The organism is uncultured Boseongicola sp., from assembly GCF_937988555.1.
Lineage (GTDB): Bacteria > Pseudomonadota > Alphaproteobacteria > Rhodobacterales > Rhodobacteraceae > Boseongicola.
Map to the genome: position 1 here is coordinate 16,823 of NZ_CALJXO010000010.1, position 14,182 is coordinate 31,004.

The following is a 14,182-nucleotide window of genomic DNA, read 5'->3' on the forward strand; positions in this document are numbered from 1 at the left end:
ATGCTCGGGCCTCGCGGTCTAGTTTCGTGCCAGTGTTACACCCGTGCGGGCCTCAGGTTCAACGCCCGGCGCAAGGCCCAAAAGTGGCGCGACGCGACGTATCACCTCGGCAGCCACCGGCACCGCTGTCCAGCCCGCGGTTCGCCGCGGCTCCTTGCCGCTCGTCTCCACTGGTTCGTCCAGTGTCACAACCAACACATACTTCGGATCGTCCGCCGGGAAAAAACTCGCAAACGTCGCGATAACTTTGGCCTCGTAGTAGCCGCCGGTCGGTTTTGGCTTGTCCGCCGTCCCGGTCTTGCCACCAACCCGATACCCCGGAACCTCACCAAACGAGGCCGTCCCACGCGTCACGACCTGACGCAGCATTTCGCGCGCCTGACGTGACGTGTCTTCGCTAATGATCCGGGGCCCCGGCACAGGGTAATCTTTCTTAAGAAGCGTGGGGGCGACTTTAAGACCGCCGTTCAGGAGACTGGCATAGGCCGCGGCCAAATGCAGAGGCGAGGTAGAAATTCCGTGGCCATAGGAAATCGTCATCGTCGAGATTTCAGACCAGCTCTTTGGGAGCAGTGGCCGGGCTCCTCCCGCTTCGATCAGCTCAACCGGTGTCGCCTCAAGCAGACCTAATTGGCCCAGAAACGCTTGCTGACGCTCAGCTCCGATCTTTTGAGCGATCCGCGCTGTCCCGATATTCGACGACTTCACAATCACATCCTCAACGGACAAAGCCTTACCATAATTGCGAAAATCTCGGATCTTGAACTTGCCCCAGCGAAGCGGCCCTTGAATATCCACCATCGTCGATCGACTTACTATGCGCTCTTCGATGCCTTGTGCCACTGCGAATATTTTGTAAGTAGACCCCAATTCGTACACGCCCTGAACTGCGCGATTAAACAAAGGAGAATTCCCGGGATCCCCGGTCGTCAGCGGCGTTGGGCGATTATTTGGATCAAAATCGGGAAGGCTGGCAATCGAGACAATCTCGCCAGTGTTAATATCCATTAAAACCGCGGCTGCACCTTTTGCATTCATCAAACGCATCCCGCCTGCAAGCACGCGTTCCACAGCCGCCTGAACCGTCAGGTCAAGCGACAATGCCAATGGCACGTCGCCTCGCCCCGGATCACGCAACACGTCGTCCAAAGCTTTTTCCAAGCCCGCGACTCCAATCACTTCGGCCGAGGACACGCCCTCGCGCCCATACCCGGCGCCGCCCAGAACGTGCGCGGCAACCCGCCCGTTCGGGTAAAGGCGCATCTCGCGTGGCCCAAACAAAAGCCCCGGATCCCCGATGTCGAAGACGGCCTGCTGTTGCTCGGGACTAATTCGCCGCTTAATCCAGACGAATTTGCGAGCGCCGGTGAATTGCTGGATCAGCCGCTCTTCGTTCAGGTCGGGAAAGATCGTGACAAGCTTGCGTGCCACAAGTTCCGGTTCGATCATTAAAGGCGGCTGGGCATAAAGCGCATTGGTCGTCAGGTTGGTTGCCAGAATACGCCCGTTGCGATCCGTGATATCGGCGCGCGTAGCGATAATTTGTGTACCCGATGCCGCAGCCCTCGGCTCCACCGGATCAGTTCCGGCGGTCACTGACATTTTCAGGCCAACCATGGTGAACGCGCACAGGAAAACCACTCCCAGGACCAACAACCGCCCTTCGGCCCGTGCCCGCGCGCCATCCCGCTCGGCCTCATGTCGCTCGGCAAGGTTATCTCGCTCAATCGAGTCCGGATTCTCGCCAGCACGACGCGCCGCCAAAATTCTCGCAAGTGGACGAAGCGGTGTGCGGGTCATTGGATCTCTCTCAAACGGCTCATTACTTCGATCGGCACGATAATGGGCGATAAAGGCTCAATTGGATAAGTGATCTGATCGATATGGCCGAAATGGTCCGGACGAAGTGGCAAAAGTTCAAGTCGGTTGAAGTTCATATCTGCCAAATTCGCCAGACGTTCCGGGCGATTGAGGTAAGCCCATTCGGCACGCAGAACACCGGCATGCTCACGCAATTCGCCAATTTCGCTGCGTAGTTCCCTGACCTCGCGCAAACTTGCCTGCGTCTCATAGTTCTGCCGATAAGCCCAAACCGCAAGGACCATGACCAGACAGGCGGTCAGAATATAAAACACCGAACGCATCTACCGCTCTCCCATCGTTAACTTTGGTAAACCCAGCTTTGCGCGATCCACGGCCCCCGCCGGTGCATCTGTCCGACGTCCAACCCGCAAATTTGCAGAACGCGATCTGGAGTTTTGCGCAATCTCGTCCGCACTTGGTGGGATCGCCTTGTTGCGTGCCTGAAACCGTGGCGCATCGGCCCGCAATTCAGGCTGGTAACGACTATTACCGGGCGACTTGCCCGAGCGTTCCTGAAAGAACCGCTTCACCACCCTGTCTTCCAGTGAATGGAAGCTGACGACCGCCAGCCAACCACCGGGCTTCAACGCCCGCTCGGCTGCTTCCAGCCCTTCAACCAGTTGACCAAATTCGTCATTCACCGCGATACGCAGGGCTTGGAACGTCCGCGTCGCTGGATGGCTATGCCCCGGCTTCGGGCGCGGCAAACAGCGCTCGACAATCGCAACAAGGGCGGCCGTCGTTGTGATCGGCGCCTCCTTGCGCGCGGCCACAATCGCCCGCGCAATCCGCCGCGATGCGCGCTCTTCGCCGTAGTGATAAAGGATGTCCGCCAGAAGCTCCTCTTCGGCCTCAGCCACGATATCCGACGCCGACGTTCCCGACTGGCTCATGCGCATGTCCAGCGGCCCGTTTCCCATGAAAGAGAATCCGCGTTTCGCCTGATCAAGCTGCATGGAAGAGACGCCCAGATCCAGAACGACGCCATCCAATGGCGCGTCAACATATTGATCTAAATCAGAGAATGTTCCCTTGACGAGAACCAACCGCTGGCCATATTCATCGGCCCACTCTGCTGCCATCTCAAAAACCGCAGGATCACGATCCACACCTGTGACGCGCTCCGCACCTGCGGAGAGCAATCCCCGGGCGTACCCTCCTGCCCCGAACGTCCCGTCAAGCCAGTGGCCCGAAATTGGGCCACACGCCTCTAGAATCGCGTCAAGCAGAACAGGAATATGGGGGTCGCGGCTTTGGCCTTTGGCAGCGGCGGCCATGCTCAGCCTCCCTCGCCACCAAAATCAAGAAGCGTCAGAACATCGAAGTCTTCCGACTGCTCATCCAGCCAGGCTTCGGTCTTGGCTTCTTCAATCTCTTCGTAGGTTTCCGGCTTCCAGATTTGGAACGTATCGCCCGAAGCGATGAAATAGGCCTCGGTTTCAATATCTATCTTTTGGCGTAGCTTTGATGGCAGGACAATCCGCCCCGTGTCGTCAACAGTGGTTAAAAGCGATTGACCATTAAATAGCTTTTCCAGCATCCGGCGCTCGATCGAACCACGCTTCATGCGGTCAATTTTTGCATCCACTTCGCTGGCGGCATCAATCGTATAACACTCAAGATATCTGCGGCGATGGTCGCCATAAACAATGACCAACTCGGGGGCCTTGTTTTCGGACCATGCGGGATCTGCTGCTTCAAGCACACGGCGAAATGAGGCTGGGATCGAAACCCTGCCCTTGCTGTCCACCTTGTGGTGGCCTTCGCCTCTGAACCTGCGAACCACTGTCCCGCGGCCCCCTTCAATTTCGCCCCCCTTAAAATGCGAAGGCGGTGGATCAGACTGCTGCCAGAGTCCGATCCACCGCCCTCGTCCCGTTTCCGGGCTAGTCCAGCTGCGCGCGCCACCTGGGGGGATGTCTGCTCGCCCGCGCGCCGGATCTCATAGTGGCCGAAGTGTTTCGACCGGGATGAAAGCGGGTGCCTGTATGAAACCTGCTATTATTATTTGGGTTTGGGGTCTTTTGCGCCCCGTATCATTAACCCGCCTCATCCGATAAAAGGAATTTGGCATGGGAATTCATGGGAAGCAATAGAATTCTTTGGGATAAACAGGGCAACCGCCTTGTTTTCTTAGGTTCTTTCGCCGATCAGATACGATATATGGCGTCTATATGTAGAATTTTGGTCAATAAAACACTATATATTGTATTATAAAAAATCGCTCAACTTTTCTCATGTGACAGCGAACAAAACGCGAAATCCGATGCTTTGAAAGCGAATCGAGGCAAAATCCATGAAAACCCACCTCCGTCCCATCTTGGCGCCATGAAGTACCATGAGCTTTCTGGTCGGGAAACGGAAGCAACAAAAGCCTGACGTCTAGACGCCAGGCACCGGAACAACTCAGCCTGAAGCGGCGTTAAATCTGCGAAGGCCTGCAGCGACGTTATACAGATGCAGTCCCTACAGGTGGCTTAGCCCATGCCGCCCGCAATCAACCGCTTGGCCAAGGCCGCATAAGACTCCGATACCGCCCCGTCGCCAAGCGCCACAGGGCGCCCCGCATCTCCGGCCAGACGCACATCAAGAGACAATGGGATTTCGCCCAGGAACGGCACCCCTAGCGCCTCAGCTTCGGCGCGCACACCGCCGTGGCCGAACAAATGCGCTTCGTGACCGCACTGTGGGCAAACATATGTCGACATGTTCTCAATCAGCCCAAGGATCGGCGTATTCAGCGTATTGAACATATCTATCGCTTTGCGCGCATCCAAAAGTGCCACATCCTGCGGCGTCGATACCACGATCGCGCCGGTCACTTGTGTGCGTTGGCAAAGTGTCAGTTGCACGTCCCCCGTGCCGGGAGGCAAATCGACGATAAGGACGTCCAATTCGCCCCACTCCACTTGCCCCAGCATTTGCTGCAGTGCGCCCATCAACATCGGGCCCCGCCAGACAACCGCTTTGCCCTCTTCCATCATGAAGCCAATAGACATCAGCGTAACGCCATGGGATTGCAGCGGAATGATCGTTTTGCCGTCCGGGGATGCCGGCCGCTTGTTGATCCCCATCATCTTAGGTTGCGATGGCCCGTATATATCGGCATCCAAAAGTCCGACACGGCGCCCCTCGCGTGCCAAAGCTACGGCTAGGTTCGATGATACGGTAGATTTGCCAACGCCCCCCTTGCCCGAGCCTACTGCAATGATGCGATCTACGCCCGCAACCTTCGCCGGTCCGGCCTGCTGTGGTGTCGGATGTCCGCCGATTTTCAGGCTTGGAGGGGCTTTTGCAGCTGGTGCCGAGGGGCCGTGGGCAGTCAACACAACAGATACTTTCCCGACGCCTGCAATCGAGGCCACCAGGGCTTCTGCGGTGGCGCGCACTGGTTCCATCGCCAGTGCCACGTCGGCGTTAGGCGCCTCGATGACGAATCTCACCGTGCTTCCGTCGACCTGAAGCGCACGAATAAGATCGGCCTCGACCAGGTTACGCCCATTCGGCAGCGAGACAGTGCGGAGCCTGTCAAGAATTTCTTCACGTGTAATGGCCATGTTGTCCGCTCGCTTTCATTTTTCGTGCTCTACTTGCTTCGTGACGGCTTCCGAGACAAGGCCACCCGGCCCAATTGCCACTTTTCTCATCGCAAAGCCAAAAACCACGGCAGCGACCTATGATCATGCTGCATAGCAGCATTGAGACATCGTCCATTGTGCACTTGCAGCATCTTCCTAGATAGTCATCACAAGCAGCACGGTAAACGACGCATAGCCGCCAGTAGTAGGAGTGAAGATATGAGTGCAATTGACGTAATCAACACGAAACGCTTCGGCGCACGCAGCGCGGGCATCTTTGGTGGTCTGACACAGCGCGTGCAGCGCTATCGCACATATCGCCAAACCCTCGAAGAGCTCGAAGCGATGTCCGATCGCGAGCTTTTGGACCTGAACATGTCGCGTAACTCGTTGCGCGCAATCGCATATCGCGCGGCCTACGACGGCTAAGCGAAAACCGGATCAGACGGCCCCACCTCCTCCCGGGGCTTTCTGAAAATAGCGGCGGCACCTCCTCCTCCCTGGTGTCGCCGCCTTTTTTATGTCGTTTCAAAGAAATGGCGCGCGCGGTGGAGACAATTCCAAAGGAAATGTCGGGCCGCCACACCCAGAATTTTAAGCGCCTCATAACTTGAGTAATATCTGGATACGCCGCAGTCAGAACGGCGCTTCCACGTCCCCCATACCCACATAGACCGCTTTCATTTCCGAGTAATTCTCAATCGCACCTTTTGAGTTCTCGCGGCCCACCCCAGACAGCTTCGAGCCGCCAAACGGCATTTCAACAGGTGCTGCATTATAGTGATTGATGTAGCAGGTCCCTGCCTCAAACGCCTTTACCACGCGATGCGCCCGGGTCAGATCTTGGGTGAACACGCCCGCCGCAAGTCCAAAAACCGTGTCATTTGCGCGGGCGATGGCTTCGGCCTCGGTGTCGAAATCCAAAACCGAAAGCACCGGTCCGAAAATCTCCTCGCGCGCAATCGTCATGTCATCCGTGACGTCCGTGAAAACGGTCGGCTCTACAAAAAAGCCGTCCCGGTCCGCCCGTTTACCGCCATGGGCCACCGTTGCTCCCTCGGCCACTCCCTTTTCGATATATCCAAGCACAATCTCCATCTGCGCCTCGCTGACCAGCGGTCCAAATGTCACGGCCTCATCCATCGGATCGCCCATCACGACGCCGTCCTTCAGGCGCTCCACTAAGCGTGCCACGAAGGCCGCCCGAATGGAGCGTTCGACGTAAACCCTTGTCCCATTTGAACAAACCTGTCCCGAAGAATAGAAGTTCGCAAGGATGGCACCTGAAACCGCCTTCTCAAGATCGGCATCTGCAAAAATCACCAAGGGCGACTTGCCACCAAGTTCCATCGTCACATGGCGCATCCCAGACGCTGCTACCGCGTAGACTTTGCGCCCCGTCGGTACTGATCCGGTCAACGAAACCTTCGAGACACGGTCGTCTCCGATCAATTTAGCCCCAACCGGTCCGCGCCCTTGCACGACATTGAAAATACCGTCAGGCAGCCCAGCTTCGGAGAGGATTTCCGCCACCCGCAAGGCCGACAATGGTGTCGTTTCAGACGGTTTGAAAACCATCGAATTGCCGCACGCAAGCGCCGGAGACGCTTTCCAGCAAGCGATCTGTGTCGGATAGTTCCACGCACCAATCCCCACACAGACCCCAAGTGCTTCGCGGATTGTATAAGCCCAATCGCCGCCCGGCAAAGGAATATGTTCGCCGGTCAAAGACCCCGCAAGCCCGCCGAAATACTCCAAAGCATCCGCGCCGCTGGTCGCATCCGCCACCAACGTTTCCTGCAATGGCTTGCCGGTATCCATTGTCTCAAGTTCAGAAAGTGAACGATTCTCGGCCCGGATCATGTCGGATGCACGTCGCAAAACACGGCCACGCTCGGTCCCACTCATCGCAGCCCAAGCTGGCTGCGCCGCTTTCGCCGCCGCCAAGGCCTCTTCAATGATTGCATCGCTCGCTTCATGGAGCCGGGCAATCACCGCGCCGCTGGCCGCATAAATGCACTCAATCAAAGCACCGCTGTCATCTTCAATATAGCGGCCGTTGACGAAATGGCTGGCTTTGGGTTGTGCACGCATCGGATGGCTCCTTGTTGGGACGCTCTGTCACACCATGATCTGCGCCGCTCGGCAAGCCACGGTGTCTTGCTGTCCTCGGCCAGAATTAAACGCAAAAGCCGTCGAGAGCGTTCTGGTTCCAAAGTCCAAACTGCCGCGATGGTCGCGCCAAAGGACTTTGACCTCGCGCTCGTCACGCACCCTCGTTAGCTTCGCGCTTATGCACACCGATCGGCCGGTCCTCGGCATCCTTCTCATGCTCGGATTTTGCGTCCTTGCTCCGCTTGGCGATAGCATCGCAAAAATCCTTGGCGACAGCATCGATGTCGGACAACTGGTAACGGTGCGATTCGCACTGCAATTGCTCATCCTTGCTCCGGTCGTCTGGCTCGCCGGCATGTCGGTGAGCATGTCAGGCCGCATTCTTCGCCTCACTGCGATCCGCACGGTTCTGCATATTCTCGGTATCGGCATGATGTTTTTAGCGTTGCGCTATCTGCCGCTTGCCGATGCCATCGCCATTGCCTTTGTGATGCCCTTCATCATGCTTGTACTCGGGCATTTCGTCCTAGGAGAAGAGGTCGGTCACCGCCGCATCATCGCTTGCTGTGTGGGTTTCGTCGGAACTCTGTTCGTGATCCAGCCAAGCTTTGCCGAAGTCGGCTGGCCTGCGCTTCTTCCCTTGGGGGTAGCGCTTGATTTCGCACTTTTCATGCTTGTCACGCGCCAGATCGCCAAAGACGTTGATCCAATCACGCTACAAGCGATCTCAGGCGCCATGGCCACCGCAGTTCTTTTTCCTGCCCTCCTGATAATAAGTCCGTTCGAACTTCCGGGCTTCACGATCACCAAGCCTTCTGGTGTGGAATGGACCCTCCTTTTTGGACTAGGAGCCATCGGAACATCGGCCCATCTTCTGATGACGTGGTCACTTCGGTTTGCGCCGGCGGCAACGCTTGCACCTATGCAGTATCTTGAGATACCTGTCGCCGCCGCGCTGGGATTACTGATTTTCCGCGACTTCCCGAACGGTCTCGCACTCCTCGGAATTTGCATCACAATCGCGGCTGGGCTCTATATTTTATTTCGTGAACAACGCCTTAGTCGGTTACCGCCGACACCACCGCCCGTAGCCCCGCCCGCGGTGTAATCAGCAACATACCCGGAGCGTCAAACTCAAGGTGGACATGTCCGGTCACCCGGTTCGATGTGCCTATACGGCCCGATGGCGAGAAAGAATGCGGATCAAGCGGCCACTCAAGTCCGACAGATCTCCCTGTGACGTCTGCCATTGGAAACAGCGAAAACCGCGAGCCAATCTCAAGATCAAGTGACAGCCGCACAGGTGCCGCAAAAACAATATCGTCCTCACCAAGCACAATCACCGGAGGCCCAAGTCCGCCCACCAATGCGGTCATAACAGCCAGCGTGTGATCCAGCCGCCCATTTGCGAACCCAACCGCAACCACAAATGGCGCCTCAATCAAAGCCAAACATTTTTCAAAATCCGTCCGATCCTGATCGTAAACCTTGATAATATTTTCGTGTCCAACCCGCGCACGCGCCGCGTCTGAAACCGAATCAAGGTCGCCAATGATCATCTCGGGCACATGCCCAAGCGCCAGCGCCCGGTCTGCTCCGCCATCGGCTGCAATAAGTGTTGGCGCCAATTTCAAAGCTTCATCAAGGCTTTCCGCGCTAGGCTGGCCTCCGCCCACCAAAGTCACACCATCTCGGGATTGAAATTGCCGCTGATCCATGTCCGAATACCTGTCGTTGCCCGTCGCGCCACATTTGTGACGTGAAAATATCCCGCGAATTCCTTGGGAGTATCTCTATTTCCGACCCCGTTCTTGGTAAACACATTGTTGCTGGATAAGAGAGAAAGCGATCCGAATGACTGGTTCGAACAAAATACTGACCGTTTCTTACGGCACCTTCAGTTGTACGCTGGAGGGGTTTGACGACCCGTTTGGCACCATGCGCGGGATCGCCGAATACTTCCGTGACCTTGCCGCTGACGACCGCTACTTCGGTGCCGAGCCTCCGACTCCCGATGTCGAGATGCTTCAAAACATTGCGCAAAAAGAAGTTCAGCGCCGTGTAGAAGCGCGCGTTGGCGATACCGGTCTTTCTTTGCGGCAGGTCGACGACGCTGACGAAACCGAGGAGCCTATCCCAGAGGAGGCCGATGCTCCCGCTCTGCAGGATGCCCCCGCGCCAAAAGCACATGTCGCAGAGGATGCAGAAGTGCTTGAAACAGGCCCGCTCGCCTTTGACGACGACTATCTTATGGCGGATGAACCCGAAGACGTTCTGACCGTCGATACGACGGCCACACCCGCAGCTGCGGACCTTCCTGCCGAAAGCGTTGCCGAGAAACTGCGCCGCATCCGCGCCGTCGTGTCCCGCACCATCGTGCCCGAGGAAGATAAACCGGCTTTTGATACTGCCCCGGACAGTGAGGCCGGGGCCGAAACAGATGATAACTCACGCCACCAGCGCGCTCTCAGCAAAACCATCGCCGCAATCACCGCTGACCTCGCTGATGAAGACGAGGCGACTGAAAAGGCACCTGAAGATACCCCCGTCACGCCCAGCGACGCAACGGTCGACAACGCAGACACTTCGCTGATCGCCTCTATCGTTGCCTCCGATCGCGATACTGGCCAAGCAGAGTTGGCTTCAGAGAACGTTTTTGACGACGAACCCGAGATCGAAGAGGCGGCAGTCGAAGAAGATATCGCTTTGAGCGAAGACGAAGACGATATCGCTCTGAACGCCGCCATTGCAAAGGTTACAGCTGTAGACAGGCAGCAGGTAGCCGAAGACGAAGACCTATCCGACAGCTTTGCGATCAAGGCACCCGAAGGCTCCTTCGACAATTCGCTCGACGATGGGGACGACTTCGAGGAAGACGAACCCGAAGATATCGCGATGGCAGAAGCCTCAGATACAGACCGCAAGCCGTCTCGCCCTCTTGAGCCACTCTCCGATAGCAACGGCAACGTCGGCCGTCTCCTGCAGGAAACTGACGCGAAATTCAACGAAGATGATGGAATCCGTCGTCGTCGCGTGATCAGCCAAATGCGCGCTGCCGTAGCCGCAACCAAAGCCGATCGCATCCTGTCGCGCATTATCCCGCGCGATGAACAAGAAGCAGATGAGCAAAACGCCTACCGTCAGGATTTGACCCGCGCTATGACGCGCCGGCCCAGCTTTTCAGATATGACCAAGGCCGAAGCCGCAGCGCGGCCCGCACCGTTGGTTTTGGTTTCGTCGCAACGTGTGGACCAAACTGACGTCCCCAAACCGCCATCGGAAAACACAGCGCCACGGCGCGTGTCAGTGAGCGAAGACACCATGGCTGAAGCTTCTAACTTCCGCGAGTTCGCCGCCAATATGGGTGCGACGGAATTGCCTGACCTTCTCGAGGCAGCCGCTGCCTACACAGCCTTTGTCGAAGGCCAGGCACACTTTTCGCGCCCCGAGATCATGAAGCGCGTCGCGCGTGTTGATCCAGCACTTGAAGTGAGCCGCGAGGCCGGCTTGCGGTCCTTTGGCCAGCTCTTGCGACAGGGCAAAATCCACAAACTTCAGCGAGGCCAGTTCACCGTGCCGGCAAGCACCCGCTTCAATCCTACTCAGCGGATTGCTGGAGAATAAGCCCCTGACAGGTATAATGAAAACGGCCCCGCTTAGGGGCCGTTTTTGGTTTTAGACGCCTGTGGCTGCAATCGCGTCTGCAAGAATTGGCACGGTCGCCTCGTTCAGACCTGCAATATTCATGCGGCTGTCGCCAACCATGTAAATGCCGAACTTCTCGCGCATCTCGACGACCTGCTCTGGCGTTGCCCCAAGCCGCGAGAACATACCCCGGTGATCGGCGATAAAATCGAACTGATCTGAATTGGTGCGGTGGCGCAGCGTTTCCGCCAGGAGCGTCCGTAGCTTCAGCATGCCTTTGCGGACGTCCTCCAACTCGGCCTGCCAATCGGCCCGCAATTTAGCGTCGTCTAAGATTGTCGATACAACCCGCGCACCGTGATCCGGCGGGAACGAGTAATTCTGCCGGTTCAAAAAGGCCAATGTCGCCTGCGCGGACGCCTTTGATTTCTTTTCCTGCGTGATTGCAATCAACAACCCGGTCCGCTCGCGGTACACTCCGAAATTCTTTGAACAACTCGCGGCAATAATGACTTCGGGCAATTTCGACGCCAAAAGCCGTGTCCCATAGCCGTCTTCCTCAAGCCCGTCGCCAAACCCCTGATAAGCGATGTCGACAAAGGGCACCGCACCGGTTCTTTCAAGCAATTCAGCAACCATATTCCACTGTTCGGCGGTCAGGTTCGCGCCTGTCGGGTTGTGGCAGCATCCGTGCAGCAGCACCAAATCCCCGCGCTTCACGCCCTTGAGATCGTCCATCATGCCCGCAAAATCGACCCCGCGCGTGGCGCCGTCGAAATAGCGATACTCGCGCATCGGTACGCCCAAGTATTTGATAATTGACGGATGATTTGGCCAGGTTGGGTTGGAAATCCAGATCGTTGAAGCACGATCCGCGTACTGCATCAGCTCAAGTCCCTGCCGCACAGCCCCGGTTCCGCCCGGTGTCGCAACTGCTGCGACCCGGCTTGAATCAACACTGTCTGCGAGAATCAACTTGCACATCGCCGTCGAAAAGGCCGGGTCACCCGCAAGCGAAGTATAGGCTTTGGTCTCCTGGCTTTCGACGATCCGTCGCTCGGCTGTCTTCACAGCGCGCATCACGGGCGTCACCCCTTCGGCGTTCTTGTAAACCCCCACGCCCAGATCAATCTTTGTCTCGCGCGGATCGTCTTTGTACATCTGTACAAGGGCGAGAATTTTGTCGGCGGGTTGCGGCTTCAGGTTGTTCAGCATGAGTGAGTTCCTCAGGATGGAATGCGCGACAGATCACGGTCGCGGGTCAACGTGCGGATGTGGTCCTCACGCCGTACAGGCGTGAAACCGCTTTTTTGATAGGTTTGCAAGGCGCGGGGATGATCCAGCGTGCAGGTATTGACCGTCATCCGGGTGGTCCCGGGACGGCCCCATGCGGTTAAAATGGCCGTACGAAGCAGCCATTTGCCTAGACCGCGTCCGACCGCCTCTGGCACCATCCCGAAGTAGGAAAGATCGACAACACCTTCGCCTTGGTCTTCCAAAAGAAAAAACCCTTGCGGCCAGCCGCGCCCGTAGAGAACAAACATCGACATGTTGTCCGCCGCCAGCCACTCCCGAATGTCGGTGTGCTCACGCTTGTGGATATCTTCCCACGCATAGTCACGCCCCACCGCATCATAAAGCGATAGGAAAAACCAAACCGGGGGCGCTTCGGCGTGCAAAAGGGACACCTGCGCGCTGACCGGAAGATGCGGCCAATCCCACGCTGGCTTCTCGGTCATCTCCAGATAGGTGACAGAATAGGGAACCTCGGTGCCGGCGAGCTGGATCGTCATCCGGTTTCAACCTTAAGATCATCATACATACCCCACTCAGACCACGAGCCGTCATAAAGCGAATGCTGCCGATGACCGATACGCTCCAGCGCAAGCGACAATACAGCCGCCGTCACACCGGACCCGCAGGTCGTGATCGCGGGCTTTGACAAGTCAACGCCCGCAGCCTCAAAGGTTTTGCGAAGCGCCGCCGTGGGCTTCATCGTTCCAGCTTCTGTCAGAAGAGATTGAAAGAATACATTTTTTGACCCCGGTATATGACCGGACCGCAGCCCCTCACGAGGCTCCGGTGCTTCGCCGCGAAAACGACCGCCAGAACGCGCATCAATGATCTCGTGGTCTCCAAGCTTTGCCGCCGCAGCGACTTGCGTCACGTCCCGAACCAGATGGTTTTGCCGCGTCACTGTTATATGCCGGTCGCGCATAACCGGGGCCATATCCTCGGTTGGGCGTCCCTCGGCGGTCCACTTTGGATACCCGCCATCAAGCACCGCAACATCTGTCTTTCCCATGAGGCGACACAGCCACCAAACCCGCGCCGCCGACATCAACCCGGCGCCATCGTAAACGACAATCTGGTGCCCGTCTCCAACGCCCATCGCCCGCATGCGGGAAATAAACTTTTCTACCGGAGGGGCCATATGCGGCATTTCCGATCTCAGGTCGCTGATCTCGTCGATATCAAAAAACCGCGCGCCCGGAATGTGGCCCCGCTCATACTCGGCTTTTGGATCGCGACCCGCGTTTGGCAGATACCACGAGGCATCAAACACCCTAAGATCAGGATCCTTCAGGTGTTGTTCCAGCCAAACTGTGGACACAAGGGTTTGTGGATCATCTGTCATCATTTCCCCCAAGCTATGGTCAGGTGTCGTGCTACGCTGGCATCCGCGTCTTGGCAAGGTTTCGAGGCCCCAAGAGCAGCGCTTGACGCCCCTTTGTGCGCGCCCCATCGTGCCGGGAGAAGGTCGGAAAGGGACTTGATGATACCAAAAACAATGCGCGGCGTGCAGTTGACGGCCCATGGCGGACCCGAAACGCTGGCTTACAAAACTGATATACCTACGCCGAAACCCAAAAAGGGCGCGGTCCTGATACAAGTCGCCGCCGCCGGTGTGAACAACACAGACATCAACACCCGTGTCGGCTGGTATTCCAAAGGCGAAAGCGATGCGGATGACGCAAGCT

General features: G+C 57.2%; 13 protein-coding genes and 1 pseudogene. 4 read left to right on the forward strand and 10 right to left on the reverse strand.

Annotated elements, in window-relative coordinates; all coding sequences use genetic code 11:
- Positions 1-18: 18 nt before the first annotated feature.
- The 5 genes from Q1B15_RS00470 to Q1B15_RS00490 all read right to left on the reverse strand — a co-directional run bounded on the left by Q1B15_RS00470 (position 19) and on the right by Q1B15_RS00490 (position 5,420).
- Complete coding sequence (locus tag Q1B15_RS00470) at positions 19-1,800, reverse strand: penicillin-binding protein 2 (RefSeq protein ID WP_299748527.1); 1,782 nt, start codon at positions 1,798-1,800, stop codon at positions 19-21.
- Positions 1,797-2,144, reverse strand: coding sequence for a cell division protein FtsL (locus Q1B15_RS00475; RefSeq protein WP_299748530.1), 348 nt, complete (start codon positions 2,142-2,144; stop codon positions 1,797-1,799). Before Q1B15_RS00475 ends, Q1B15_RS00470 begins: the two co-directional genes overlap by 4 nt.
- Positions 2,145-3,140, reverse strand: coding sequence for a 16S rRNA (cytosine(1402)-N(4))-methyltransferase RsmH (gene rsmH / locus Q1B15_RS00480; protein WP_299748533.1), 996 nt, complete (start codon positions 3,138-3,140; stop codon positions 2,145-2,147).
- A 2-nt stretch (positions 3,141-3,142) separates the two neighbouring features.
- Positions 3,143-3,649: a division/cell wall cluster transcriptional repressor MraZ gene (mraZ, locus tag Q1B15_RS00485; protein ID WP_299748536.1), complete on the reverse strand. Its 507-nt coding sequence runs from the start codon at positions 3,647-3,649 to the stop codon at positions 3,143-3,145.
- 691 nt (positions 3,650-4,340) lie between these two features.
- A complete protein-coding gene (locus Q1B15_RS00490; protein WP_299748538.1) occupies positions 4,341-5,420 on the reverse strand; it encodes an Mrp/NBP35 family ATP-binding protein in 1,080 nt (359 codons plus the stop codon).
- A gap of 240 nt (positions 5,421-5,660) precedes the next feature.
- On the opposite strand from Q1B15_RS00490, the gene Q1B15_RS00495 reads away from it, so the two are divergent.
- Positions 5,661-5,870: a DUF1127 domain-containing protein gene (locus tag Q1B15_RS00495; RefSeq protein WP_299748541.1), complete on the forward strand. Its 210-nt coding sequence runs from the start codon at positions 5,661-5,663 to the stop codon at positions 5,868-5,870.
- A gap of 207 nt (positions 5,871-6,077) precedes the next feature.
- Here Q1B15_RS00495 and betB read toward each other — a convergent pair whose 3' ends face one another.
- Positions 6,078-7,535 (reverse strand): betaine-aldehyde dehydrogenase, encoded by a 1,458-nt coding sequence (betB, locus tag Q1B15_RS00500; RefSeq protein ID WP_299748544.1) that lies wholly within the window; start codon positions 7,533-7,535, stop codon positions 6,078-6,080.
- Positions 7,536-7,734: 199 nt separating this feature from the next.
- On the opposite strand from betB, the gene Q1B15_RS00505 reads away from it, so the two are divergent.
- Positions 7,735-8,664 carry a DMT family transporter gene (locus Q1B15_RS00505; protein WP_299748547.1) on the forward strand — a complete coding sequence of 310 codons (930 nt, stop codon included), beginning with the start codon at positions 7,735-7,737 and terminating at the stop codon, positions 8,662-8,664.
- Here the strand turns inward: Q1B15_RS00505 and Q1B15_RS00510 are convergent.
- Complete coding sequence (locus Q1B15_RS00510; protein WP_299748550.1) at positions 8,615-9,274, reverse strand: thiamine diphosphokinase; 660 nt, start codon at positions 9,272-9,274, stop codon at positions 8,615-8,617. The genes Q1B15_RS00505 and Q1B15_RS00510 overlap by 50 nt on opposite strands.
- 136 nt (positions 9,275-9,410) lie before the next feature.
- Here Q1B15_RS00510 and Q1B15_RS00515 point away from each other — a divergent pair, with 136 nt between their 5' ends.
- Entirely contained in the window at positions 9,411-11,180 is a 1,770-nt protein-coding gene (locus Q1B15_RS00515) for a hypothetical protein (protein WP_299748553.1), read from the forward strand.
- Positions 11,181-11,231: 51 nt separating this feature from the next.
- Here Q1B15_RS00515 and Q1B15_RS00520 read toward each other — a convergent pair whose 3' ends face one another.
- From Q1B15_RS00520 to sseA, 3 genes are read right to left on the reverse strand one after another with little or no spacing between them, the layout of a single operon-like run.
- The gene (locus tag Q1B15_RS00520; RefSeq protein WP_299748557.1) at positions 11,232-12,416 is read right to left on the reverse strand and encodes an amino acid aminotransferase; all 1,185 of its coding nucleotides are present in this window, start codon (positions 12,414-12,416) and stop codon (positions 11,232-11,234) included.
- Positions 12,417-12,427: 11 nt separating this feature from the next.
- On the reverse strand, positions 12,428-12,994 hold the full coding sequence (locus tag Q1B15_RS00525; RefSeq protein ID WP_299748560.1) for a GNAT family N-acetyltransferase: 567 nt from the start codon (positions 12,992-12,994) through the stop codon (positions 12,428-12,430).
- Positions 12,991-13,839, reverse strand: coding sequence for a 3-mercaptopyruvate sulfurtransferase (sseA, locus tag Q1B15_RS00530; protein ID WP_299748563.1), 849 nt, complete (start codon positions 13,837-13,839; stop codon positions 12,991-12,993). The genes Q1B15_RS00525 and sseA overlap by 4 nt, the downstream gene beginning before the upstream one ends.
- A 138-nt stretch (positions 13,840-13,977) precedes the next feature.
- Between sseA and Q1B15_RS00535 the strand changes: the two are divergent.
- Positions 13,978-14,182: pseudogene (locus Q1B15_RS00535) on the forward strand (alcohol dehydrogenase); the annotation flags it as partial.

What these genes read in the sequence shown, in the direction of transcription:
- Q1B15_RS00470 (WP_299748527.1), bottom strand. Translation starts at nt 1,800, where the DNA reads ATGACCCGCACACCGCTTCGTCCACTTGCGAGAATTTTGGCGGCGCGT.
- betB (WP_299748544.1), bottom strand. Translation starts at nt 7,535, where the DNA reads ATGCGTGCACAACCCAAAGCCAGCCATTTCGTCAACGGCCGCTATATT.
- sseA (WP_299748563.1), bottom strand. Translation starts at nt 13,839, where the DNA reads ATGACAGATGATCCACAAACCCTTGTGTCCACAGTTTGGCTGGAACAA.
- Q1B15_RS00515 (WP_299748553.1), top strand. Translation starts at nt 9,411, where the DNA reads ATGACTGGTTCGAACAAAATACTGACCGTTTCTTACGGCACCTTCAGT.
- Q1B15_RS00495 (WP_299748541.1), top strand. Translation starts at nt 5,661, where the DNA reads ATGAGTGCAATTGACGTAATCAACACGAAACGCTTCGGCGCACGCAGC.
- Q1B15_RS00525 (WP_299748560.1), bottom strand. Translation starts at nt 12,994, where the DNA reads ATGACGATCCAGCTCGCCGGCACCGAGGTTCCCTATTCTGTCACCTAT.
- Q1B15_RS00520 (WP_299748557.1), bottom strand. Translation starts at nt 12,416, where the DNA reads ATGCTGAACAACCTGAAGCCGCAACCCGCCGACAAAATTCTCGCCCTT.
- Q1B15_RS00505 (WP_299748547.1), top strand. Translation starts at nt 7,735, where the DNA reads ATGCACACCGATCGGCCGGTCCTCGGCATCCTTCTCATGCTCGGATTT.
- Q1B15_RS00490 (WP_299748538.1), bottom strand. Translation starts at nt 5,420, where the DNA reads ATGGCCATTACACGTGAAGAAATTCTTGACAGGCTCCGCACTGTCTCG.
- rsmH (WP_299748533.1), bottom strand. Translation starts at nt 3,140, where the DNA reads ATGGCCGCCGCTGCCAAAGGCCAAAGCCGCGACCCCCATATTCCTGTT.
- Q1B15_RS00475 (WP_299748530.1), bottom strand. Translation starts at nt 2,144, where the DNA reads ATGCGTTCGGTGTTTTATATTCTGACCGCCTGTCTGGTCATGGTCCTT.
- Q1B15_RS00510 (WP_299748550.1), bottom strand. Translation starts at nt 9,274, where the DNA reads ATGGATCAGCGGCAATTTCAATCCCGAGATGGTGTGACTTTGGTGGGC.